Source organism: Pseudomonas sp. GW821-FHT02H06 (genome assembly GCF_059421525.1).
The window spans coordinates 136,778-157,469 of the sequence record NZ_JBWKVD010000013.1 but is presented as its reverse complement, the minus strand read 5'-3'; the positions used below and the strand labels follow the sequence as shown (position 1 = coordinate 157,469).

22 protein-coding genes are annotated in these 20,692 nt (G+C 59.3%); 10 read left to right on the top strand and 12 right to left on the bottom strand.

Annotated features, from left to right (window positions below; all coding sequences use genetic code 11):
• The coding region (locus AC07VF_RS20175; RefSeq protein WP_495031061.1) for a hypothetical protein at window positions 1-189 on the top strand (189 nt) is incomplete at its 5' end.
• On the opposite strand, the gene tyrS is transcribed toward AC07VF_RS20175, so the two are convergent.
• Window positions 170-1,369 (bottom strand): tyrosine--tRNA ligase, encoded by a 1,200-nt coding sequence (gene tyrS / locus AC07VF_RS20170; protein WP_346627126.1) that lies wholly within the window; start codon window positions 1,367-1,369, stop codon window positions 170-172. The two genes, AC07VF_RS20175 and tyrS, sit on opposite strands and share 20 nt — an antisense overlap.
• 212 nt (window positions 1,370-1,581) lie before the next feature.
• Here tyrS and AC07VF_RS20165 point away from each other — a divergent pair, with 212 nt between their 5' ends.
• Together AC07VF_RS20165 and AC07VF_RS20160 are read left to right on the top strand one after the other, a co-directional pair.
• Entirely contained in the window at window positions 1,582-3,015 is a 1,434-nt protein-coding gene (locus AC07VF_RS20165; RefSeq protein ID WP_192173079.1) for a peptidoglycan DD-metalloendopeptidase family protein, read from the top strand.
• Between the two features lie 3 nt (window positions 3,016-3,018).
• On the top strand, window positions 3,019-4,110 hold the full coding sequence (locus tag AC07VF_RS20160) for an anhydro-N-acetylmuramic acid kinase (protein ID WP_192173080.1): 1,092 nt from the start codon (window positions 3,019-3,021) through the stop codon (window positions 4,108-4,110).
• A gap of 63 nt (window positions 4,111-4,173) precedes the next feature.
• On the opposite strand, the gene erpA is transcribed toward AC07VF_RS20160, so the two are convergent.
• A complete protein-coding gene (gene erpA / locus AC07VF_RS20155) occupies window positions 4,174-4,524 on the bottom strand; it encodes an iron-sulfur cluster insertion protein ErpA (protein ID WP_122536594.1) in 351 nt (116 codons plus the stop codon).
• Between the two features lie 168 nt (window positions 4,525-4,692).
• Window positions 4,693-5,727 (bottom strand): N-acetyl-gamma-glutamyl-phosphate reductase, encoded by a 1,035-nt coding sequence (gene argC, locus AC07VF_RS20150; RefSeq protein ID WP_495009426.1) that lies wholly within the window; start codon window positions 5,725-5,727, stop codon window positions 4,693-4,695.
• A 133-nt stretch (window positions 5,728-5,860) separates the two neighbouring features.
• Between argC and hemJ the strand changes: the two genes are divergently transcribed.
• The 5 genes from hemJ (at window position 5,861) to coq7 (ending at window position 9,305) form a co-directional block, all read left to right on the top strand.
• Entirely contained in the window at window positions 5,861-6,286 is a 426-nt protein-coding gene (gene hemJ, locus AC07VF_RS20145) for a protoporphyrinogen oxidase HemJ (protein ID WP_346627128.1), read from the top strand.
• 46 nt (window positions 6,287-6,332) lie between these two features.
• The gene (locus tag AC07VF_RS20140; protein WP_495009425.1) at window positions 6,333-7,265 is read left to right on the top strand and encodes a DUF805 domain-containing protein; all 933 of its coding nucleotides are present in this window, start codon (window positions 6,333-6,335) and stop codon (window positions 7,263-7,265) included.
• Window positions 7,266-7,320: 55 nt separating this feature from the next.
• On the top strand, window positions 7,321-8,106 hold the full coding sequence (locus AC07VF_RS20135; protein ID WP_282372471.1) for an SDR family NAD(P)-dependent oxidoreductase: 786 nt from the start codon (window positions 7,321-7,323) through the stop codon (window positions 8,104-8,106).
• A gap of 86 nt (window positions 8,107-8,192) precedes the next feature.
• A complete protein-coding gene (locus AC07VF_RS20130) occupies window positions 8,193-8,531 on the top strand; it encodes a histidine triad nucleotide-binding protein (protein ID WP_065991361.1) in 339 nt (112 codons plus the stop codon).
• A 126-nt stretch (window positions 8,532-8,657) separates the two neighbouring features.
• Window positions 8,658-9,305 carry a 2-polyprenyl-3-methyl-6-methoxy-1,4-benzoquinone monooxygenase gene (gene coq7, locus AC07VF_RS20125; RefSeq protein ID WP_192173085.1) on the top strand — a complete coding sequence of 216 codons (648 nt, stop codon included), beginning with the start codon at window positions 8,658-8,660 and terminating at the stop codon, window positions 9,303-9,305.
• 104 nt (window positions 9,306-9,409) lie between these two features.
• Here the strand turns inward: coq7 and speD are convergent, their stop codons facing one another.
• Window positions 9,410-10,204 carry an adenosylmethionine decarboxylase gene (gene speD / locus AC07VF_RS20120; protein WP_037019204.1) on the bottom strand — a complete coding sequence of 265 codons (795 nt, stop codon included), beginning with the start codon at window positions 10,202-10,204 and terminating at the stop codon, window positions 9,410-9,412.
• A gap of 235 nt (window positions 10,205-10,439) precedes the next feature.
• The gene (locus tag AC07VF_RS20115; protein WP_192173086.1) at window positions 10,440-10,862 is read right to left on the bottom strand and encodes an OsmC family protein; all 423 of its coding nucleotides are present in this window, start codon (window positions 10,860-10,862) and stop codon (window positions 10,440-10,442) included.
• Between the two features lie 206 nt (window positions 10,863-11,068).
• Between AC07VF_RS20115 and crp the strand changes: the two genes are divergently transcribed.
• A complete protein-coding gene (crp, locus tag AC07VF_RS20110) occupies window positions 11,069-11,713 on the top strand; it encodes a cAMP-activated global transcriptional regulator CRP (protein ID WP_192173087.1) in 645 nt (214 codons plus the stop codon).
• Window positions 11,714-11,739: 26 nt separating this feature from the next.
• Here crp and AC07VF_RS20105 read toward each other — a convergent pair whose 3' ends face one another.
• The 4 genes from AC07VF_RS20105 to AC07VF_RS20090 are packed head-to-tail and all read right to left on the bottom strand — an operon-like array spanning window position 11,740 to window position 14,985.
• Window positions 11,740-12,435 (bottom strand): lipoate--protein ligase family protein, encoded by a 696-nt coding sequence (locus AC07VF_RS20105; RefSeq protein WP_192173088.1) that lies wholly within the window; start codon window positions 12,433-12,435, stop codon window positions 11,740-11,742.
• A gap of 49 nt (window positions 12,436-12,484) precedes the next feature.
• A complete protein-coding gene (gene trpC, locus AC07VF_RS20100) occupies window positions 12,485-13,321 on the bottom strand; it encodes an indole-3-glycerol phosphate synthase TrpC (RefSeq protein ID WP_192173089.1) in 837 nt (278 codons plus the stop codon).
• The gene (trpD, locus tag AC07VF_RS20095) at window positions 13,318-14,367 is read right to left on the bottom strand and encodes an anthranilate phosphoribosyltransferase (protein ID WP_192173234.1); all 1,050 of its coding nucleotides are present in this window, start codon (window positions 14,365-14,367) and stop codon (window positions 13,318-13,320) included. The genes trpC and trpD overlap by 4 nt, the downstream gene beginning before the upstream one ends.
• A gap of 18 nt (window positions 14,368-14,385) precedes the next feature.
• The gene (locus AC07VF_RS20090; protein WP_282372476.1) at window positions 14,386-14,985 is read right to left on the bottom strand and encodes an aminodeoxychorismate/anthranilate synthase component II; all 600 of its coding nucleotides are present in this window, start codon (window positions 14,983-14,985) and stop codon (window positions 14,386-14,388) included.
• 471 nt (window positions 14,986-15,456) lie between these two features.
• Between AC07VF_RS20090 and estP the strand changes: the two genes are divergently transcribed.
• Entirely contained in the window at window positions 15,457-17,397 is a 1,941-nt protein-coding gene (gene estP / locus AC07VF_RS20085; RefSeq protein WP_192173091.1) for an esterase EstP, read from the top strand.
• A gap of 183 nt (window positions 17,398-17,580) precedes the next feature.
• On the opposite strand, the gene trpE is transcribed toward estP, so the two are convergent.
• From trpE to rpe, 3 genes are all read right to left on the bottom strand, one after another.
• Window positions 17,581-19,062 (bottom strand): anthranilate synthase component I, encoded by a 1,482-nt coding sequence (gene trpE, locus AC07VF_RS20080; RefSeq protein WP_192173092.1) that lies wholly within the window; start codon window positions 19,060-19,062, stop codon window positions 17,581-17,583.
• Window positions 19,063-19,130: 68 nt separating this feature from the next.
• Window positions 19,131-19,913 carry a phosphoglycolate phosphatase gene (locus AC07VF_RS20075; RefSeq protein ID WP_192173235.1) on the bottom strand — a complete coding sequence of 261 codons (783 nt, stop codon included), beginning with the start codon at window positions 19,911-19,913 and terminating at the stop codon, window positions 19,131-19,133.
• Between the two features lie 47 nt (window positions 19,914-19,960).
• On the bottom strand, window positions 19,961-20,632 hold the full coding sequence (gene rpe, locus AC07VF_RS20070) for a ribulose-phosphate 3-epimerase (RefSeq protein ID WP_122536580.1): 672 nt from the start codon (window positions 20,630-20,632) through the stop codon (window positions 19,961-19,963).
• Window positions 20,633-20,692 lie beyond the last annotated feature (60 nt).

The following is a 20,692-nucleotide window of genomic DNA, read 5'->3' as shown; positions in this document are numbered from 1 at the left end:
TGTCAACTGCCTTTTTCACCGCTGTCGATTCAAGCATCTGAACCGAAGCATTCCTCGCTGCTTACTTCGTCCAACTCGTTGATTATCAAGGAGTTTTCCGTTTCGTCTGCGCCGGAAGTGGGGCGAATTATAGACAGATCCAGAGGGGCGTCAAGCACTTATTTAAACTTTATTCCAAGCGAAGTGTAATCCGCCCGAACGCCTTCTTGCCGGCCTGGCAAACATGGGTCGCCCCCAGCTTGAATACAAACCCGCGCTCCACCACCTCACCATCTATACGCACGCCGCCGGATGCCAGCAGGTCGCGAGCGACTGCCGAGTTCTTTACCAGCCCCGCCTTATTAAGGACGGCAGCAATCGGCATGTCTTCGGAAGCGGCCAGCTCGATCTCCGGAAGATCTTCCGGAAGCTCCCCATCCTTCATACGATTGCCTGCAGAACGATGGGCAGAAGCTGCAGCCTCTTCACCATGGAAGCGCGCGACAATCTCTTCGGCAAGCTTGATCTTGATGTCGCGCGGATTCGCCCCGGCTTCGCAATCCGCCTTAAAGGCAGCGATCTCTTCCATGGAGCGGAAGCTCAGCAGCTCAAAGTAACGCCACATCAGCGCATCAGGAATAGAGACGAGCTTGCTGTACATAATGCCGGGCGCTTCCTGGATACCTACATAGTTACCCAAGGACTTGGACATCTTCTTGACGCCGTCCAACCCTTCCAGCAACGGCATCGTCAGAACACACTGAGCCTCCTGACCATAGGCGCGCTGAAGCTCACGCCCCATGAGCAAGTTGAATTTCTGATCGGTGCCACCCAGCTCGACGTCCGCGCGCAAGGCAACCGAGTCGTAACCCTGCACCAGCGGATAAAGGAATTCGTGGATGGCGATCGACTGGTTCGACTTGTAACGCTTGTCGAAGTCATCACGCTCAAGCATACGGGCAACGGTGTATTGGGAAGAAAGCCGAATGAAGTCAGCGGGGCTCAGCTGGTCCATCCAGGTGGAATTGAAGGCCACCTCGGTTTTGGCCGGATCCAGAATCTTGAAGACCTGAGCTTTATAGGTCTCGGCATAGTCGAGCACTTGCTCGCGCGTAAGCGGGGGACGGGTAGCGCTCTTGCCGCTTGGATCGCCGATCATCCCGGTGAAATCGCCAATCAGGAAAATCACCTGATGCCCGAGATCCTGGAATTGACGCAGCTTATTAATTAGCACTGTGTGCCCGAGGTGCAGGTCGGGCGCGGTTGGATCAAAACCGGCCTTGATGCGAAGTGGCTGCCCACGCTTGAGCTTTGTGATCAGCTCGGCCTCGACCAGGAGTTCATCTGCACCGCGCTTGATCAGCGCTAGCTGCTCTTCAACCGACTTCATAACCGCCCCGTAATGCCTTATTTCAAAGGGAAACAACCATACAAGATCAGCGCCCAAATACAAGTTCTGACAATAGGTGCTCGACGAATCGCGGAGCGAGCCGATCGCAAGCTTGCCTCAGGCGAGATTTGGTTATATTTTATACAGTTATTTCATCTTCATCATGTCATTCATCTTTTCCATTTCATCTTTTTTCAAAGTCAAAATTACCTATGACCGACACTCCGCCTAAAGCGCCACCGCTTTATCCGAAGAGCCACCTGCTAGCAGCCAGCGGTATCGCCGCACTGCTCAGCCTGGCTCTCCTCGTATTCCCATCCAGTGACGTCGAAGCCAAACGAACAAACCTTGCTCTTGAACTGGACACACCCGCTGATCAGATCGAGCAAGAACAAGACGCTCAAAAACAGACTCAAGCCACAGAGGCGCCGGTAGATTCTCCCTTCGCCCAGATCGAAGGTGATGCGACTGAGCCGACTGAAACAGCGAAGCCCTCCACCGACACAAAGGCTGCGCCGAAAGAGGTTGCCACTGCCAAAGGTCCCACCCACCGGGAAGTGGTGGTATCGAAAGGCGATACGCTGTCGACGCTGTTCGGCAAAGTTGGCTTACCCGCAACGGCAGTGCATGACGTTATTGCCAGCGACAAACAAGCCAAGCAATTCAGCCAGTTGAAAAACGGCCAGGTTCTGCAGTTCGAACTGTCGCCTGAAGGCAGCCTTAAGCAGCTGCACAGCAAGCTGAGCGAGACAGAAAGCATCAGCTTGTCCCGGACAGACAAGGGCTACACGTTTACCCGTGACGTAAGCAAACCCAATGTTCGCACTGCCTATGTGCACGGCATGATCAACAACTCGCTGTCGCAATCCGCCCAGCGTGCAGGCCTTAGCCATACCATGACCATGGAGATGGCAAACATCTTCGGCTACGACGTCGACTTCACCCAGGATATCCGCAAAGGTGACGAATTCGATGTCATCTACGAGCAAAAGGTCGTCAACGGCAAGACGGTCAGTACGGGCAATATTCTTTCGGCGCGCTTTGTAAACCGTGGCAAGACTTACACCGCAGTGCGTTATACGAACAAGCAAGGCAACACCAACTACTACACCGCCGATGGCAACAGCATGCGTAAGGCATTCATCCGTACCCCGGTCGAATTCGCCCGCATCAGCTCACTGTTTTCATCCGGTCGCAAACACCCGATCCTGAACAAGATTCGCGCCCACCAAGGCATCGACTACGCTGCACCTCGTGGTACGCCAATCAAGGCGACCGGCGACGGCAAAGTCATTCTTGCCGGTCGGCGCGGCGGCTACGGCAATACCGTGATCATTCAGCACGGTGAGACCTACCGGACGCTGTACGGCCACATGCAGGGTTTTGCCAAGGGTATTCAGTCCGGATCCAGCGTCAAGCAGGGCCAAGTCATTGGCTATATTGGAACCACCGGCCTGTCCACGGGTCCTCATGTTCATTACGAGTTTCAGGTAAACGGCGTTCATGTCGACCCGTTGGGGCAGAAGCTGCCGATGGCTGACCCGATCGCCAAGTCCGAAAAACAGCGGTTCATGCAGGAGAGCCAACCTTTGATGGCTCGCATGGACCAGGAAAAGGCCACCATGCTGGCCTCGAGTAAGCGCTGACCCATGACTTTATATGTAGGTGTAATGTCCGGAAGCAGTCTGGATGGACTCGACTTCGCGCTGGTAGAACAGGATGACCGACCACGTTTGCTCGGCACCTACTACATTCCCATGCCGGACGATCTTCGCGCCGAACTGCTGGGGCTATGCGCCAGCGGTCCGGATGAGCTGGCCCGTGCCGGCATCGCCGAGCAGAAATGGGTTCATCTCGCGGCTCAAGGCGTACTGGCCCTGCTGGATCAGCAGAACGTGTCAGCCGGCGAAATCCGCGCGATTGGCAGCCACGGCCAGACGATTCGCCACGAACCGGCCCGTGGCTTCACCATTCAGATTGGCAACCCTGCCCTGCTCGCCGAAATGACCGGCATCACCGTTGTCAGTGACTTCCGCAAGCGCGATATCGCTGCAGGTGGACAGGGCGCGCCGCTGGTTCCGGCATTCCACGAAGCGTTGTTCGACGATAACAAGGACTACCGCGCCGTACTCAACGTCGGTGGTTTCAGCAACCTCAGCTTGATCGAGATCGACAAACCGGTTTCCGGGTTCGATTCAGGTCCTGGCAACGTGTTGCTCGACGCGTGGATACAAGCACAGCGTGGCGTGAGCTATGACCGCGATGGCGCGTGGGGCGCGAGTGGAATAGTCAATGATGCGCTGCTCAAGTCCATGCTCAGTGATCAGTTCTTCCAGACCAAGGGCCCGAAAAGCACCGGCCGTGAAGTGTTCAACCTTGGCTGGGTTCATCACCATTTGTTCCAGATGCCAACGCTGAGACCCGAAGACGTGCAGGCTACACTTCTGGAAGTCACCGCATTGAGCATTACCGAGTCGCTGCAATCGGCACAGGCGCAGACCAAAGAGCTGCTGGTCTGCGGCGGCGGCGCTCACAACAAGGCATTGATGGGTCGACTGGCGGCGCTGCTGCCGGCAACAAAGGTCACAAGCACAGCGGAATTCGGCGTTGATCCTGATTGGGTGGAAGCAATGGCGTTCGCCTGGCTTGCCCATTGCGCACTGGAAAGCGTACCCGCCAACCGTCCGAGCGTGACCGGGGCCAAAGGGTTGCGTGTTCTGGGCGCAATCTACCCGGCCTAAGCTCTACCCTCGCCATGCAAAACGCCGCGCAAATGCGCGGCGTTTTTGTGTGCGACGGTTGGATCAGATCGAAAACGAAGAGCCGCAGCCGCAAGTAGTCGCGGCATTAGGATTCTTGATTACGAAGCGAGAGCCTTCCAGACCCTCCTGATAATCCACTTCCGCACCTGCCAGGTACTGGAAGCTCATGGGGTCAACCACCAGGCTGACACCCTCGCGCTCAACAATCGTGTCATCTTCGGCGACGTCTTCATCAAACGTGAAGCCGTACTGAAAGCCGGAACAACCGCCACCGGTCACGAAGACGCGGAGCTTCAGGCGGTCATTGCCCTCTTCATCGACCAGAGTTTTCACCTTGTGCGCGGCACCGTGGGTGAATTCCAAAGCCACAGGGGTGAAGGATTCAACGCTCATGCTCAAAATCTCCCGGCGCTAAGCCGTCATAATGCGTAATGTCGCGCATTATCCGCTTCTCCTAGAAAATTGGTCAACTATTGTCACGGCAGCCACAAGCCGCAAGCGACAAGCTGCAAGAAACAGCCAGCTACCGGCTTACAACCTGAAGCGTACGACTTGGCGCTGTTAAGGCAACATCCCCGCGTGGGACAGCCCCAGGCGCTCATCGAGGCCAAACATGATGTTCATGTTCTGCACGGCCTGGCCCGAAGCGCCTTTGACCAGATTGTCGATGACCGACAGCACCACCACCAGATCGCCATCCTGCGGACGGTGCACAGCCATGCGGCAGACGTTGGCTCCACGTACGCTGCGGGTTTCCGGATGGCTGCCGGCGGGCATCACGTCGACGAATGGCTCATTGGCATAGCGTTTTTCAAACAACGCCTGCAGATCGACCGACCTGTCGACGACGGTCGCGTACAACGTGGCGTGAATGCCACGGATCATCGGCGTCAGGTGCGGCACGAACGTCAGCCCGACATCGCCGCCGGCTGCACGACGCAGCCCTTGGGTGATTTCGGGAAGATGGCGATGCCCTTTAACGGCATAAGCCTTGAAGCTCTCGCTGGTTTCGGAATACAGCGAGCCCACGCTGGCGCCGCGACCTGCACCACTGACACCCGATTTGCAGTCGGCGATCAATCGTGATGCATCAGCAAGGCCCGCTTCGAGCAGCGGCAGAAAGCCCAGCTGAGTGGCGGTGGGATAGCAACCCGGAACCGCAATCAGGCGTGCGCCTTTGATGTGCTCGCGGTTGACTTCCGGCAGGCCGTATACCGCCTCGTCGAGCAGCTCCGGTGCACCATGGGGCTGGTTGTACCACTTGGCCCACTCGACCGGATCTTGCAGACGAAAATCGGCGGAGAGGTCGATGACCTTGGTGCCAGCGGCGAGCAACTCGCCCGCTAACGCATGTGCGACACCGTGAGGCGTGGCGAAGAACACCACGTCGCAGGCGCCAAGCACCTTGGCGTCCGGCACACTGAACGCCAGACCGTCATAGTGACCGCGCAGGTTTGGATACATGTCAGCGACAGGCAGACCTGCCTCGGAGCGCGAGGTGATCGCAACCACTTCAGCCTCCGGGTGTTGCGCCAGAAGACGCAACAACTCGACGCCGGTGTAACCCGTACCGCCGACGATACCGACCTTGACCATAACCTGCCCCTCAACGAAACCAGCGGAAAGCCGCTGATCATATGGGTCGATTGCCAATGGGACAACCGCGAACGTGACGTACGGGCGCCGAAGCCACTACTATTTGGCACCGTGTTCCTGGAAACAAACCAAAATGCTCTATCTCTGGATCAAAGCCCTGCATATCGTCGCCATGGTGTGCTGGTTCGCAGCCCTGTTCTATCTTCCGCGGTTGTTCGTCTATCACGCCATGAGCGAAGACTCGGTTAGCCGCGAGCGTTTCTGCACCATGGAGCGCAAGTTGTACCGGGGCATCATGATTCCCTCGATGATCGCCACACTGGTATTCGGTATCTGGCTGATCGTCCTGGCCCCGGGTTTCCTGCAGCAAGGCTGGTTGCATGCCAAGCTCACCCTGGTCGTCCTGCTGATTGGCTATCACCACGTGTGCGGCGCTCAGGTCAAACGCTTCGCGCGCGGAGTACCAGGCCGCAGCCATGTGTTCTATCGCTGGTTCAACGAGATACCGGTGTTGATCCTGCTGGCTGTGGTCATTCTGGTAGTCGTCAAACCGTTCTGACGCGCACTGCTCACATCGTATGAACTCAAAAGACAAGGAAGCCAGCATGGCGGAGCACTTCAAGATCGTTTTCGAGGGACAGTTGCGGACAGGTGTTGAGCTGGAAACAGCGCGCCTGAACCTGGCGCAGCTGTTCAAGACTGACGTTTCCGGCGTTGATCGTCTATTCACCGGCAACCCGGTGACCATCAAGCGCAGTCTGACGCGAGACGACGCGCAGCGCTATCTCGCGGCGCTGAACGATGCGGGTGTCGAAGGCCGTATCGAGCCTGAGGATTCGGTATCACTGAGCCTTGAAGAAGTCGTTGAACACGCGCCCCAGCGTCCGTATTTCGAACCCGCGGTATCGCCCTACGCGCCGCCGCGCACACCGGTTGCACAAGACTGGCCCGCCGTCGGCGAATTAAAGGTGTTTACCACTCAGGGGCGGATCGGCCGTCTGCGCTATCTGGCGTGGAGCATGGCGCTGGTGGGCGTGGCCATACTGGTCGCCGCCCTGTGTGTCGGCGTTCTCAGCGTTTCGCTCGTGGCGGGAGGGCTGCTGGGCACCGTCGCGTTCGTCGCGTTTGTCGTCATCAGTGTCCAGATCGGCGCCCAGCGCCTGCATGACGCCGGTATGTCGGCCTGGCTGCTGCTGCTGAATCTGGTGCCGGTGGTGGGCAGCTTCTTTCCAATCGTGATGATGGCCGTGCCCGGTAGCACAGGCCCTAATCAGTATGGTCCGCCGCCGCCCGCCAATACGCCACGCGTCAAAGCCCTCGCAGTGATCTGGATTGTGGTACTGGCGCTGGCGATCGTGGCTGGGGTGATGGGTGGCCTGAAAACCATTCAGGAAGAAGTTGAAGCCACCACCAGCGCATACGAACAAGCATTGCCCTACGACGATGACACCAATGACACCAATGACGCGGAAGAACCGACCGTCCCCGTTGATCCTGTAGATATTGGTGACTCGTCCGACAGCAACGACGACCAATAACTATCTGGCAGCAAGGACGCTGTCTCAATACGAGCTGCAAACACTGGAGAATTGCATGACCCGTTACGCCATGGTCACAGGGGCATCCAGCGGTATTGGCCTGGCGATGGCAGAAGCCCTCGCCCGCCGAGGTCGCAACCTTATTCTGGTGGCCAGGCACCGGGAAATGCTGGAAAGCATTGCGCTTGAGTTCACCCAACGGTTTGGCGTCGAGGTGCTGTTCCGCGCCTGCGATCTGGGTGAACCGCTGCGCCTCTCGGGCTTTCTGCTAGAGCTCGAAGAGGGCGCGCGAAGCATCGATTTGTTGGTCAACTGCGCGGGCATCGGCAACAGCGGGCCGTTTCTCGCTCAAGAATGGGCGCAAGAGCAGGACCTGCTCGACCTTAATGTGCTCGCATTGACGCGGCTGTGTCACACGGTTGGCAACCTGATGGCGGTCCAAGGCGGCGGTCAGATTCTCAACGTTGCTTCGATCATGGGCTTTCAACCAGGGCCGTGGATGAGCACCTACGCCGCGAGCAAAGCGTATGTACTGCATTTTTCCGAGGGGCTTCGCGAGGAGCTGCATAAAACCGGCGTGAAGGTTTCGGTGTTGTGCCCCGGGCCGACGCGAACGGCGTTTTTCCGCACCGCACAGCTGGACGCCGGCAAGTTCACCCACGACAAACACATGACCGCCGAAGAAGTTGCGCTGTACACGGTTCGCGCGCTGGAAAAGAACCGTGCGGTGATTATCCCGGGTTGGCGTAACAGGCTGCTGACGCGGGTTCCGCGCTTCGCCGGTCGCTGGATGACGCGAAAACTCTGGGGCTCGATTCTCAAATCTCGTACGTCAGTCTGACGCGACCCGTCGCAACAAACGGCTGGGCGTGACCCGGGACGCTCAGTACACTGCCTTCATCCCCCTCGAAACGGAGCAAGAAGGCTGTGGATACTTTGTTCACCAAGATCATCAACCGCGAAATCCCGGCGAAGATCATCTACGAAGATGATCAAGTGCTGGCCTTTCACGACATCGCCCCACAGGCGCCAGTGCATTTTCTGGTCATTCCGAAGAAGCCGATCGCCACCCTCAACGACGTGACTGAAGACGATAAAGGGCTGCTGGGCCATATCCTGTTCACGGCGCAGCGCTTGGCGAAAGAACTGGGTTGCGAGGACGGCTTTCGCGTGGTCATGAACACCAACGAGAAAGGCGGGCAGACCGTTTATCACATTCACATGCACGTGCTGGGTCAGCGCCAGATGAACTGGCCGCCGGGCTGAGTCACCGCGTTCGGATTCTATCGACCTGCCGGGTGCGTGCCTTGCGCCTCGGCGGGCTGACGCCGGACAAGCCCGGCTTCATCGTTTGCGGTAGACTGGCCATCGTGGATTTACCCGGAGGCGCCCATGGCTACCGAACGTCACTACTCCCCTATCGACCGTTTTCTGCTTCAGGCCGACGCTGCGATGAAGACGCTGCTGCCCGTCAGCGCGCACGCACAGCGACCCTCGCCTGCCATTGTTCAACCCGATATCAAGATGAATGAGACCGACACTCGACATGTCGCCGGGCTCATGCGCATTAATCACACCGGCGAAGTCTGTGCTCAGGCGTTGTATCAGGGGCAGGCGCTTACCGCGAAATTGCCTCAGGTGCGCAAAGCCATGGAGCACGCCGCCGAGGAAGAAATCGACCACCTGGTGTGGTGCGAGCAACGCATTCATCAGTTAGGCAGTCATACCAGTGTGCTCAACCCGCTGTTCTACGGCGCTTCGTTCGGCATCGGCGCAGTGGCGGGCTTGATCAGTGATCGGATCAGCCTGGGCTTCGTTGCCGCGACGGAAGATCAAGTCTGCAAGCATTTGAATGAGCATCTGGAGCAATTGCCGGTCGAGGACGAGAAGTCCCGTGCGATTCTCAAACAGATGTGTGCCGACGAGGAGCAACACGCCGAAAGCGCGATCGAGGCAGGCGGATTCCGCTTTCCGGCGCCGGTGAAATTCGGCATGAGCCTGATCGCCAAAGTCATGACCAAGACCACCTACAGGATCTGACCGAAACTGCGATTTCGGGCTGTTATTACGGAGCCCGATTATCGTTGAAGGCCAGATACAAAGAAGGCGCCTCTAGAGGCGCCTTTTTTTGTACCGCTGAAACCTTAGACCGGCATGTTGCGGCCGTAGAAGATTTCGAGCATCTCGTGCTTCACCCGACCAGTCACCTGCTCGCGCTGTTCAGCGGAGAGATTGCTGGTGGCGTCGCCGAACAGGTAGTTGTCCAGCTCGAACTGCTTGAGCAGCATTTTCGTGTGGAACAGGTTTTCCTGGTACACGTTCACGTCAGTCATCTGGTAGCTGTCGCGGGTGTCGTCGGAAAGGTAATTCTGGATCGAGTTGATCTCGTGGTCGATGAAGTGCTTCTTGCCTTCGACGTCACGGGTGAAACCGCGCACGCGATAGTCGACGGTCACGATGTCGGACTCGAACTTGTGGATCAGGTAGTTCAGCGCTTTCAACGGCGAGATCACGCCGCAGGTCGACACGTCGATGTCCACTCGGAAGGTGGCGATGCCGTCTACGGGATGGATTTCAGGATAGGTGTGAACCGTGATGTGGCTCTTGTCCAGGTGCGCGAGGATAGTCTCGGGCAGCGGGCCCGGCGATTCTTCGATCTGGCTGTCAGTCGGCGTGACCGGCTGCTCGGAGATCAGAATGGTCACACTGGCGCCTTGTGGGTCGTAGTCCTGACGCGCGATGTTCAGGATGTTCGCGCCAATGATATCGACGACATCGGTGAGAATCCGCGTCAGGCGTTCGGCGTCGTACACGCTGTTGATGTACTCGACGTAAGCCTGCTGGTCCTGCGGGGTTTCCGCATAGCAGATGTCATAGATGTTGAAGCTCAAGGTCTTGGTCAGGTTATTGAACCCGTGGAGCTTGAGTTTGCTTTTCACCGTTAAAAACTCTCTATATGGGTGCGGCGCTGGCCGCGTGATCAAGCATGCCCGTCAACTGAGCCCGGCTCAGCTGCGTAGGACGGTTAACACCTCTTCGCGTTGGCGATTTTGGTTGTCTGGTCGGAGGCGAGCCGGCTATCCGGCGGTCGCGCCCTGAAAAAGGGGCGCATTATGCAGACGTCAGAAGTCGCATGCCATAGCCTGCACCGCTTTTGTGAAAATTGAGCGTTGCTCAGCCCAGTTCGATGATCTCGTAATCGTGGGTGATTTCGACGCCCGCATTACCCAGCATGATCGATGCCGAGCAGTATTTCTCGGCCGACAACTCGATCGCACGCTTGACCTGCGTTTCTTTCAGACCGCGTCCTTTAACCACAAAGTGCAGGTGGATCTTGGTGAACACCTTGGGATCTTCGCTGGCGCGCTCTGCTTCCAGAAACGCCTCGCAGCTTTCGATGGGCTGACGGGCTTTCTTGAGGATGCTGACCACGTCGTAGTTGCTGCAGCCACCCAGGCCAATCAGCACCATTTCCATCGGGCGAACACCCAGGTTGCGACCGCCGCTTTCGGGTGGGCCATCCATCACGACCACATGGCCGCTGCCGGACTCACCGAGGAACATCGACTCACCCGCCCATTGAATACGCGCCTTCATCACCGGACTCCAATGCTTGAAAAATGGCGGCCAGCTTAGCACAGGGCCCTACCGTCGCTGAGTGGACTGGACATGCCCGAAAACGACCGAAATGTAGGAAGTGTCTGAAAAAAAGGCTAATTGCCGCTGTTGAACTGCGTTAAATCGGAAATACTGCCGATACCTCTAGGAATGCCTCAGGGCGCAGTTTTTTACGGGATACAGCCATGCTCGCCGTGCCGCCTCCGAACAAGATGAAAATCGCCGACAAACTGCTGCCGCACGCCCAGCGACGACGATGCCCGGCGAAGAGCAACATCATTTGCGCAGGCGAAGAATCGGACTCGCTATACCTGATCATCAAGGGCTCGGTGACGATCCTGATCGAAGACAACGAAGGCCGCGAGATGATTGTGGCCTACCTGAACAGCGGGGATTTCTTTGGCGAACTGGGGCTGTTTCAGCAGACGGCCGCCGGCGCCCAGCGCAGCGCCTGGGTGCGTGCTAAAACCGAATGTGAAGTGGCCGAAATCAGCTACGCCAAATTCCGCGAGCTCAGTCAGCATGACCCTGAGTTGATGTACGCCATCGGTTCGCAGATCGCCGAAAGGCTGCGCAACACCACGCGCAAGGTCGGCGATCTGGCGTTTCTGGACGTCACCGGGCGCGTTGCCCGCAGCTTGCTCGATCTATGCAAACAGCCCGACGCGATGACCCACCCCGATGGCATGCAGATCAAGATCACCCGCCAGGAGATTGGCCGTATCGTGGGGTGTTCCCGAGAAATGGTCGGTCGTGTGCTCAAGTCACTCGAAGAGCAGAATCTGGTGCATGTCCGGGGCAAAACCATGGTGGTGTTCGGCACCCGCTAACGACGTGATCGATGCCCGCAGCGGAATCAGATCCGGGCGAGCAGGCGTTCATATCGTTCCCTCAGGCGGGTTAGAAAATCCGGCGCGTCAAATAGCTCATGCAAAGCAATGTGGCTTTCTGCTTTGCAGCGTTGATCCAGCTCGCAGGTCTCATTGAAGCGGTTGACCGCGTTGACCATTGCCACGCGCTCATCATCCAGCAACATCGCGGCATGGGCCAAGACCACCGGCCGTTTGCCACCCTGACTCTGGCGCCAGCGCTGCGCGGTGCCGACCATCTTGCGAGCGTTGAGGTTGACGTTGAAGCGGCCATCGCAGAAGGCGCCTTCGACTTCGCCCAGGGATGCAGCGCCGCCCAGCTCCCCCAGGGTATCGAGGATCGGCTGACACAGGCGCATGTAGGCATTTTCGATGCGGTCGCGATCCAGATCGGTGTCCGGCTGGACATACACGAGCGCCACATTGACGGTTGAAGAAGATTGCGGCACCGGCTCGCCGCCACTTTCACGCAACAGGACGGGCCAGCCACTGTCGGCGAGGGTTTCGCTGGCTTCAGTGAAGCCGGGAAGCCGACTCAACCGGCGTGGCATAACCAACGCGCGATCAATAGGCCGCCAGAACAGCAAGCCACTGTCAGCGTGGCCATCACACACCGACGCCAGGAGGTCTTGCTCGGCCTTGAGGCCGGCTTCAACGCAGGTTTCCAAGAGCTGAAGGGTCATGCTGCCTCCTGACGCGAAGAGCGATGGCTTTCTGGCCTACAACCCTGGATCAGTCCAGCCCGCCGGACTTGATCGCCGTGCCTTTCTCCGGGAAGAACAGTCTCTGCAGTTCCACGCCCGGCTTCTCGGCGCGCATGAACGCCTCGCCCACCAGGAAGGAATAGACATCGCTGATTTCCATGAGCTCGACATCGGCGCGGTGGAAAATACCGCTTTCGGTAATGACCAGCCGATCACGGGGAATACGTGGCAGCAGGTCGAGGGTGGTTTCCAGGCTGACGTCGAACGTGTGCAAGTTGCGGTTGTTGACGCCCACCAGCGGGGTGTCGAGGGTTTTGAGTGCCCGCTCCAGCTCGTCGCCATCGTGGACTTCAACCAGCACGTCGAGGCCGACATCTTTGGCGACCGATGCCAGCTCGGCCATCTTCACATCATCCAGTGCCGACACGATCAACAGGATGCAATCGGCGCCCAATGCCCGCGCTTCGACAATCTGATACGGGTCGATCATGAAGTCCTTGCGGATCACCGGCAGCGAGCACGCCGCCCGGGCTTGCTTCAGATACTCGTCAGCGCCTTGAAAGAAATCAATGTCAGTGAGCACAGAAAGGCAGGTGGCCCCGCCCGCTTCGTAGCTCTTGGCGATCTCCGCCGGCTGGAAATTTTCGCGGATCACGCCTTTGCTCGGCGAAGCCTTCTTGATTTCTGCAATGACGGCCGGCTGCTTGCGCTTGGCCTGAGCAATCATTGCTTTAGCGAACCCACGCGGCGCATCGGCTGCGGCGGCCAAGGTTTCCAACTCGGCGAGGCTGACGCTGGCACGGCGCGCAGCGACTTCCTCGACCTTTCGGGCCAGAATCTTTTCCAATACCGTCGGCACGCTCATTCTTCATTCTCCTGCTTGAATACCGCGGTAAAGGCACCCAGTTCTTCCAGCTTCTCGCGGGCCAGGCCCGTGTGCAATGCGTCGTGGGCCAAGGCCACGCCTTCCCTCAATGACGACGCATGGTCAGCCGCGTAAAGCGCGGCGCCGGCGTTGAGCACGATCATTTCAGCGGCTTTCTGGCCGTGCTCGGATTTGCGCCGCCCCAACGCGTCGCGAATCAATTCCAGCGACTGCGCCGGGCTGTCGACCACCAGGCCGAACAGGCTCTGGCTCTTCATGCCCAGATCTTCCGGCTGCACCCAGTATTCGGTCACTTCGCCGTTCTTCAGTTCCGCGACAAACGTCGGCGCGGCGATGCTGAATTCGTCCAGGCCATCCTGGGAATGCACCACCAGCACGTGTTTGCTGCCCATGCGCAGTAGCACCTCGGCCAATGGCCGGCACAGCGCCTGACTGAACACGCCGACCACCTGATGCTTGACGCCGGCAGGATTGGTCAGTGGGCCGAGCATGTTGAACAGGGTCCGCAGGCCCAGTTCCTTGCGTGGCCCGGCGGCGTGTTTCATGGCGCCATGATGGGTTTGCGCGAACATGAAGCCGATACCGACGCTGTCGATGCAGCGCGCCACTTGTACCGGGGTCAGGTTCAGGTATACGCCTGCGGCTTCCAGTAGATCAGCGCTGCCGCTCTTGCCGGAGACCGCGCGATTGCCGTGTTTGGCCACTGTGCAACCGGCCGCCGCGATCACGAATGAGGCGGCGGTCGAGACGTTGAAGATGTTCGCGCCATCGCCACCGGTGCCGACGATGTCGACCACGCCGTCCAGCGTCTTGAGCTGTACCTGATCCGCCAGCTCGCGCATGACCGACACGGCACCGACGATTTCGTCGATGCTTTCGCTCTTCATGCGCATGCCCATCAGGAATGCGCCGATCTGCGCCTGTGTGCACTGGCCGGTCATGATTTCGCGCATGACGTCGCGCATTTCATCGGTGCTCAGGTCCAGTTGATTCACAACCCGGCCCAGCGCCGTTTTGATATCCATTGCCATGTCGAATTGCCCTTAACCCTGACGGGTGCCGCCAGTCTGCTTGAGGAAGTTGGCGAACAGCTCGTGGCCCTGCTCGGAAAGAATCGACTCAGGGTGAAATTGCACGCCCTCAACGTTAAGGGTTTTGTGTCGCAGGCCCATGACTTCATCGACCGAGCCGTCTTCGAGCTGAGTCCAAGCGGTTAATTCCAGGCAGTCCGGGAGTGTCTCGCGCTTGACCACCAGCGAGTGATAGCGGGTCACAGTCAGCGGATGCTTGAGGCCTTCGAACACGCCTTTGTCTTCGTGGATCAGCTCGCTGGTCTTGCCGTGCATGACCTGGCGCGCACGCACTACGTCGCCGCCAAACGCCTGGCCGATTGACTGATGGCCCAGGCAGACGCCGAGCACAGGCAGCTTGCCGGCAAAGTGTTTGATCACGTCAATGGACACGCCGGCTTCGTTCGGCGTGCACGGGCCGGGGGAAACGACAATGCGCTCGGGGTTCAGGGCTTCGATTTCGGCGACGGTCATCTCGTCGTTGCGAATGACTTTGACGTCGGCACCCAGCTCGCCCAAGTACTGCACGACGTTGTAGGTGAAGGAGTCGTAGTTATCGATCATCAGCAGCATGGTGCTTAACCTTTTGAATGACTGACTTTATAACGTGGCCTTCTGTTTACTGACCTCAGTGGCACGCAGAGGGGTCGCAGGAAGTGTTCCGGCGAGGCACTGCAAAACCGAGGCATCAGAAGGCATATCAATACAGATCCGGCGGGGCCGGCGGGGGAAATAGTCAGGCGCGCCAACGCCAACGGGCGTGGCCCTTGATAACGCGCATCAAGAAGCTGCTGACAATCGACACAGGAAAGGTCTCGTTCATACGTTGCCGCACAGTAGCGTACCGCCGCAGGCCGCGCAATATCGCAGTGCCCGGATGGCGCGGCCCAGAGGCCGATTGGCAGGATTTGAACGCTCGCAAGGTGCAGATTGCAGCGTGGAAGGCGGTACAGAATATTTGCCGTGAATGCCACAGCATCGTGGGTGATTTGTGTCGCGGCTGCTACCTTCTCGTACAGCACTAAAACAATAAGGGATGCCCCCATGCTCAAAGCCACACTGCGCTGGCCGTTCGCGGCTTGCCTGCTCTCGCTCGCTTGCTCCTCCGCCCTGGCCGCCTCTTCCCCCTATTCAACGATGATCGTGTTCGGCGACAGCCTCGCCGACGCCGGACAGTTCCCCGATGCGGGCGGACCACCGGGCGCCACCTTGCGCTTCACCAACCGCACCGGCCCGACGTACCTGAACGGCAGCGGAGAGGCATTCGGTCTGAACTCATCAACGTTGCTGGGCGGAATGCTTGGCGTGGCGCCCGGTGATTTGCAGGCGTCGACCTCCCCCGTTCGCGCGGCGCAAGGGTTGGCGGACGGCAATAACTGGGCCGTGGGCGGCGACCGGACCGATCAGATCCTCGCGGCGATCACCACCCAATCACAGGTTGCCAACACCGATGCGTCGACGGGCGTCACGACGGTGTTCCGGACACGACCCGGTTATCTGGTTGAAAACAGCTCGCGGGCTGACCCGAACGCCCTTTACTACCTGACCGGGGGCGGCAACGACTTCCTTCAGGGCCGGGTGCTGAGTGCGGGACAGGCCGTCAACGCTGCCAACAACCTGGCGAACGGCGCACAAATCCTGTCCCAGGCCGGCGCGCGTTACATCATGGTCTGGCTGCTGCCGGACATCGGCCGCACGCCCGCTGTATTCGGCACACCATTACAGGGGCCATCGACGTTGCTGAGCGGGGTGTTCAACCAGCAGTTGGTGAATCGGCTAGGGCAAATTGATGCCGAGGTCATTCCGCTCAATGTCCCGGGGCTCATACGTGATGTCCTGACCGACCCGGCGCGCTACGGGCTGGCGGCCGATCAGAACTTGGTTGGCACCTGTTTCAACGGCAACAACTGCACCGCCAACAGCGTCTACGGGATTGGCGGCCTGACGCCGGATCCGACCAAGCTGCTGTTCAACGACGGCGTGCATCCGACCGTGGCGGGTCAGCGATTGATCGCCGATTACGGGTATTCGATTCTGTCGGCACCGTGGGAGACCACTCTGCTGCCGGAAATGGCCAACGGTACGTTGCGCGCGCAGCAGGATGAACTGCGCAGTCAGTGGCTGGCGGACTGGGGCAACTGGCAGAACGTTGGTGAATGGCGCGCCATCGTCGCCGGCGGCGGTCAGAAAATGGATTTCGACGCGCAAAGCAATTCCGCCAGCGGCGACGGTCATGGCTACAACCTCACAGTGGGTGGCAGCTACCGCTTCGCCGAGGATTGGAGAGCCGGCCTGGTTGCGGGCGCTTACCGGCAAACCCTCGAAGCCGGTGCCAAGGACTCGGACTACAAACTCAACAGCTATATCGCGACCGCGTTCGTGCAATATCAGGCGCAACACTGGTGGGCGGACCTGGCCGCTTCGGGCGGAAAGCTCGACTACGACAACCTCAAGCGCAAGTTCGCGCTGGGCATCAGCGAAGGGGCAGAGAAAGGCGACACCGACGGCGACCTGTGGGCCATCAGTGGCCGCGTGGGCTTTGATCTGGCCGAGCAGAGCAGTCGCTGGCATTTCTCGCCGTTCATCAGCGCCGACTATTCCCACGTCAATGTCGATGGCTATTCGGAGAACAGTGCGCGCGCGACGGCACTTAATTACGACGACCAGACGCGCAAGTCGAAACGTTTAGGCGCGGGGCTGCAAGGCAAGTTCGACGTCACGCCGCAGACTCAAGTGTTTGGCGAAGTGGCCCATGAGCGCGAGTTCGACACCGATCAGCAGGACGTGACCATCGCGCTGAACAGCGTGCCGGGCGTGGACTTTGATCTAAAAGGCTATGACCCCCAGCGCAGTTTGAATCGTGCAAGCGTGGGCCTGAGCCAGAAACTGGCGCCGGACCTGACGCTGCGGGCCGGCTATAACTGGCGCAAGAATGATGACGTGACGCAGCAAGGGGTGAATCTGGCGGTGAGTCTGGATTTCTGACGCACTTAAAACATGTCGGAGCGCCCCGGGTGGCGCTCCACCTGCTCGCGAAGGTTTCGTTGAGCACGCTAAAGATTGAGCGGCGCGGAATCAGCCTTCGCGAGCAAGCTCACTCCTACAACGGATTTGTGTTCGGCATAAAAAACGGCGCCCCGGGCGCCGTTTTCATGAGCAGACCAACCATCAAGCCTCAGGCGTCTGCTGCGCCAGGGCTACCGCTCGGAACATCGCGCGGCGCTTGTTGAGGGTTTCTTCCCACTCCAGCGCTGGCACAGAGTCGGCGACAATCCCGCCACCGGCCTGCACGTGCAGCTCGCCGTTCTTGATCACCGCGGTACGAATGGCAATCGCGGTGTCCATGTTGCCGTTCCAGGCAAAGTAGCCCACGGCGCCGCCGTACACACCACGCTTGACCGGCTCCAGCTCGTCGATGATTTCCATCGCACGAATCTTCGGCGCGCCCGACAACGTGCCCGCCGGCAAGATGGCCCGCAGCGCATCCATCGCAGTCAGGCCGCTTTTCAGCTGACCGGTGACGTTGGACACGATGTGCATGACATTCGAATAACGCTCGATGACCATCTTCTCGGTGAGCTTCACCGAGCCGACTTCCGAAACGCGCCCGGTGTCGTTGCGTCCCAGGTCGATGAGCATCAGGTGCTCGGCGATCTCTTTGTCATCGGACAGCAGATCGACTTCCAGCGCGTGATCTTCTTCTTCGGTGGCGCCACGGGGACGCGTCCCGGCAATCGGGCGCACGGTGATCAAGTTGTCTTCGACCCGCACCAGCACTTCCGGCGAACTGCCGACGACATGGAAGTCGCCGAAGTTGAAGAAGTACATGTACGGCGTCGGATTGAAGCACCGCAGCGCGCGATACAGGTCGATCGGGGCGGCGCTGAAGTCGATGGACATGCGCTGGGACGGTACGACCTGCATGCAATCGCCCGCCAGGATGTATTCCTTGATGGTGTCGACGGCTTTTTCATAATCCGACTGGGTGAAGCTGGAACGGAACACCGGATCCGCCGCCTGCGGACGGGTCAGGTCCAGCCCACGACGGGGCGTGATCGGCTGGCGCAATTTCTCCATCAACGCTTCGAGTCGCACCAGGCCATCTTCGTAGGCTTCAAGCTCAGCCGGATCGACGAGGACGATCGCGTGCATCTTGCCGGCCAGGTTATCGAACACCACTACGGCATCGGACACCATCAGCAGAATATCCGGCACGCCCAACGGATCAGGATTGGGGCACTTGCCCAGACGCGGCTCTACATAACGCACGCAGTCATAACCGAAGTAGCCCACCAGGCCGCCATTGAAGCGTGGCAGACCGGCGATGGTCGGAACGTTATAGCGGGCCTTGAAGGTCTCGACGAAGTCCAGCGGGTCTTTGACTTCCAGGCGCTCGATCTCGACGCGGTCGTGGGTCACGCTGACGGTATGGTCATGCACGCGCATGACGGTGCGGCATGGCAGCCCGATGATCGAATAACGCCCCCACTTCTCCCCGCCCTGCACCGACTCAAGCAGATAGGAGTTGGGCTCGTCAGCCAGCTTCAGATAGATCGACAGCGGCGTATCGAAGTCGGCCAGGGTTTCGTAGGCAAGGGGAATGCGGTTGTAGCCTTCAGCGGCCAAACGCAGGAATTCTTCGCGGGTCATATCAGCCTCGTGGTCTGAGGGAAAACGGTCAGGGATGCAAACGCGCCGGGATTCCGGCCAGATTCAAGTCAGGCGCGCCAACGCCAGCGGGCCAGGGCCTTGATGACTTTCATCCAGAGTTTGCGAGTGACCACCACGATGGATTCTCTAAAGGAGGGAGACTTGAGGTCGGGCAACGTTATCTCAGCGCCTTGCGCTAAGCAACCGGCAGAACTGCCCGGAATCAGCATGCGCAAATCGTCGATGACCAGTGCCGGTGACTCTTCCGCGATCGGGCGTCCGTGGTTGTAGCCGTAACTCAACGCCACACAGGCCACACCCGCCGCTTTCGCCGCCAGCACGTCGTTGCGCGAGTCACCCACGAACAGTGACTGCGACCCCGGTACGCCGGCCATTTTCATGACAAAGAACAGCGCCGCCGGGTCGGGTTTCTGCTGCGGCAGCGTGTCGCCACCCACGATCCAGCGAAAGAACCGGCCGAGCTTTAGGTCATCCAGCAACGGCGCAACAAAGCGCTCCGGCTTGTTGGTGATCAGCGCCATCTCGACGCCCATCTTCTGCAGCCATTTCAGGGTTTCCCGCACGCCAGGGTAGACCTTGGTCAGCGCGTGCCTGCCGCTGTAGGCCTCCATGAAAATCGCCAGCGCAGCCTCCGTGGACTCTTCATCCACGGCGGTGTGATCCATGCCGTTCGCCAACGCGCGGCGTACCAGCACGCGCACACCGTTGCCGATCCAGTCACGTACCCGTTCGATTCCTGCCGGCGGCCGGCCAAGCTGGATCAAGGTTTTATCCACAGCTGCAGCCAGATCCGGCACCGAGTCGACCAGCGTGCCGTCGAGGTCGAACATGATCAGCTTGGGCAGTCGGCCCGGAAACAGCTGCTCGAAGCCGCTGGTCAACGGGCCAACGCCAGTTCTGCGTGCATCTTCGCAATGACTTCGCGGTAATCAGGCGCGTTGAAAATGGCCGAGCCTGCGACGAAGGTGTCGGCACCGGCTGCGGCGATCTCGCGGATGTTGTTGACGTTGACGCCGCCGTCGATCTCCAGACGGATGTCGCGACCGGACGCGTCAATGAGCGCGCGGGCCTCGCGCAGCTTGTTGATCGTGCCGGGGATGAATTTCTGACCGCCGAAGCCCGGGTTGACGCTCATGAGCAGGATCATGTCGACCTTGTCCATGACGTATTCGAGCAGGTTCAGCGGGGTCGCAGGGTTGAACACCAGACCCGCCTTGCAGCCGCCTTCGCGGATCAGTTGCAGAGAGCGGTCGATGTGCTGGGTTGCTTCCGGGTGGAAGGTGATGAAGGTTGCTCCGGCTTCGATGAAGTCGCCGATGATGCGATCCACCGGGCTGACCATCAGGTGAACGTCGATGGGCGCGGTGATGCCGTATTTGCGCAATGCCGCGCAGACCATCGGTCCGATCGTCAGGTTGGGGACGTAGTGGTTGTCCATGACGTCGAAGTGGACGATGTCGGCGCCAGCGGCCAGGACGTTGTCGACTTCCTCTCCCAGGCGGGCGAAATCGGCGGACAGAATCGAAGGAGCAATAGCGAAGGGCTGCATGACGCACCTTTTATGAGCGAAATCACGGTGGCGCGCATTGTACTCCAAGAGTTTGAAACG

Excerpts from the sequence above, each read along its gene's own strand:
- tyrS (WP_346627126.1), bottom strand. The coding sequence starts at position 1,369 with ATGAAGTCGGTTGAAGAGCAGCTAGCGCTGATCAAGCGCGGTGCAGAT.
- AC07VF_RS20165 (WP_192173079.1), top strand. The coding sequence starts at position 1,582 with ATGACCGACACTCCGCCTAAAGCGCCACCGCTTTATCCGAAGAGCCAC.
- AC07VF_RS20160 (WP_192173080.1), top strand. The coding sequence starts at position 3,019 with ATGACTTTATATGTAGGTGTAATGTCCGGAAGCAGTCTGGATGGACTC.
- erpA (WP_122536594.1), bottom strand. The coding sequence starts at position 4,524 with ATGAGCGTTGAATCCTTCACCCCTGTGGCTTTGGAATTCACCCACGGT.
- argC (WP_495009426.1), bottom strand. The coding sequence starts at position 5,727 with ATGGTCAAGGTCGGTATCGTCGGCGGTACGGGTTACACCGGCGTCGAG.
- hemJ (WP_346627128.1), top strand. The coding sequence starts at position 5,861 with ATGCTCTATCTCTGGATCAAAGCCCTGCATATCGTCGCCATGGTGTGC.
- AC07VF_RS20140 (WP_495009425.1), top strand. The coding sequence starts at position 6,333 with ATGGCGGAGCACTTCAAGATCGTTTTCGAGGGACAGTTGCGGACAGGT.
- AC07VF_RS20135 (WP_282372471.1), top strand. The coding sequence starts at position 7,321 with ATGACCCGTTACGCCATGGTCACAGGGGCATCCAGCGGTATTGGCCTG.
- coq7 (WP_192173085.1), top strand. The coding sequence starts at position 8,658 with ATGGCTACCGAACGTCACTACTCCCCTATCGACCGTTTTCTGCTTCAG.
- AC07VF_RS20115 (WP_192173086.1), bottom strand. The coding sequence starts at position 10,862 with ATGAAGGCGCGTATTCAATGGGCGGGTGAGTCGATGTTCCTCGGTGAG.
- crp (WP_192173087.1), top strand. The coding sequence starts at position 11,069 with ATGCTCGCCGTGCCGCCTCCGAACAAGATGAAAATCGCCGACAAACTG.
- AC07VF_RS20105 (WP_192173088.1), bottom strand. The coding sequence starts at position 12,435 with ATGACCCTTCAGCTCTTGGAAACCTGCGTTGAAGCCGGCCTCAAGGCC.
- trpC (WP_192173089.1), bottom strand. The coding sequence starts at position 13,321 with ATGAGCGTGCCGACGGTATTGGAAAAGATTCTGGCCCGAAAGGTCGAG.
- trpD (WP_192173234.1), bottom strand. The coding sequence starts at position 14,367 with ATGGATATCAAAACGGCGCTGGGCCGGGTTGTGAATCAACTGGACCTG.
- AC07VF_RS20090 (WP_282372476.1), bottom strand. The coding sequence starts at position 14,985 with ATGCTGCTGATGATCGATAACTACGACTCCTTCACCTACAACGTCGTG.
- estP (WP_192173091.1), top strand. The coding sequence starts at position 15,457 with ATGCTCAAAGCCACACTGCGCTGGCCGTTCGCGGCTTGCCTGCTCTCG.
- trpE (WP_192173092.1), bottom strand. The coding sequence starts at position 19,062 with ATGACCCGCGAAGAATTCCTGCGTTTGGCCGCTGAAGGCTACAACCGC.
- AC07VF_RS20075 (WP_192173235.1), bottom strand. The coding sequence starts at position 19,913 with ATGTTCGACCTCGACGGCACGCTGGTCGACTCGGTGCCGGATCTGGCT.
- rpe (WP_122536580.1), bottom strand. The coding sequence starts at position 20,632 with ATGCAGCCCTTCGCTATTGCTCCTTCGATTCTGTCCGCCGATTTCGCC.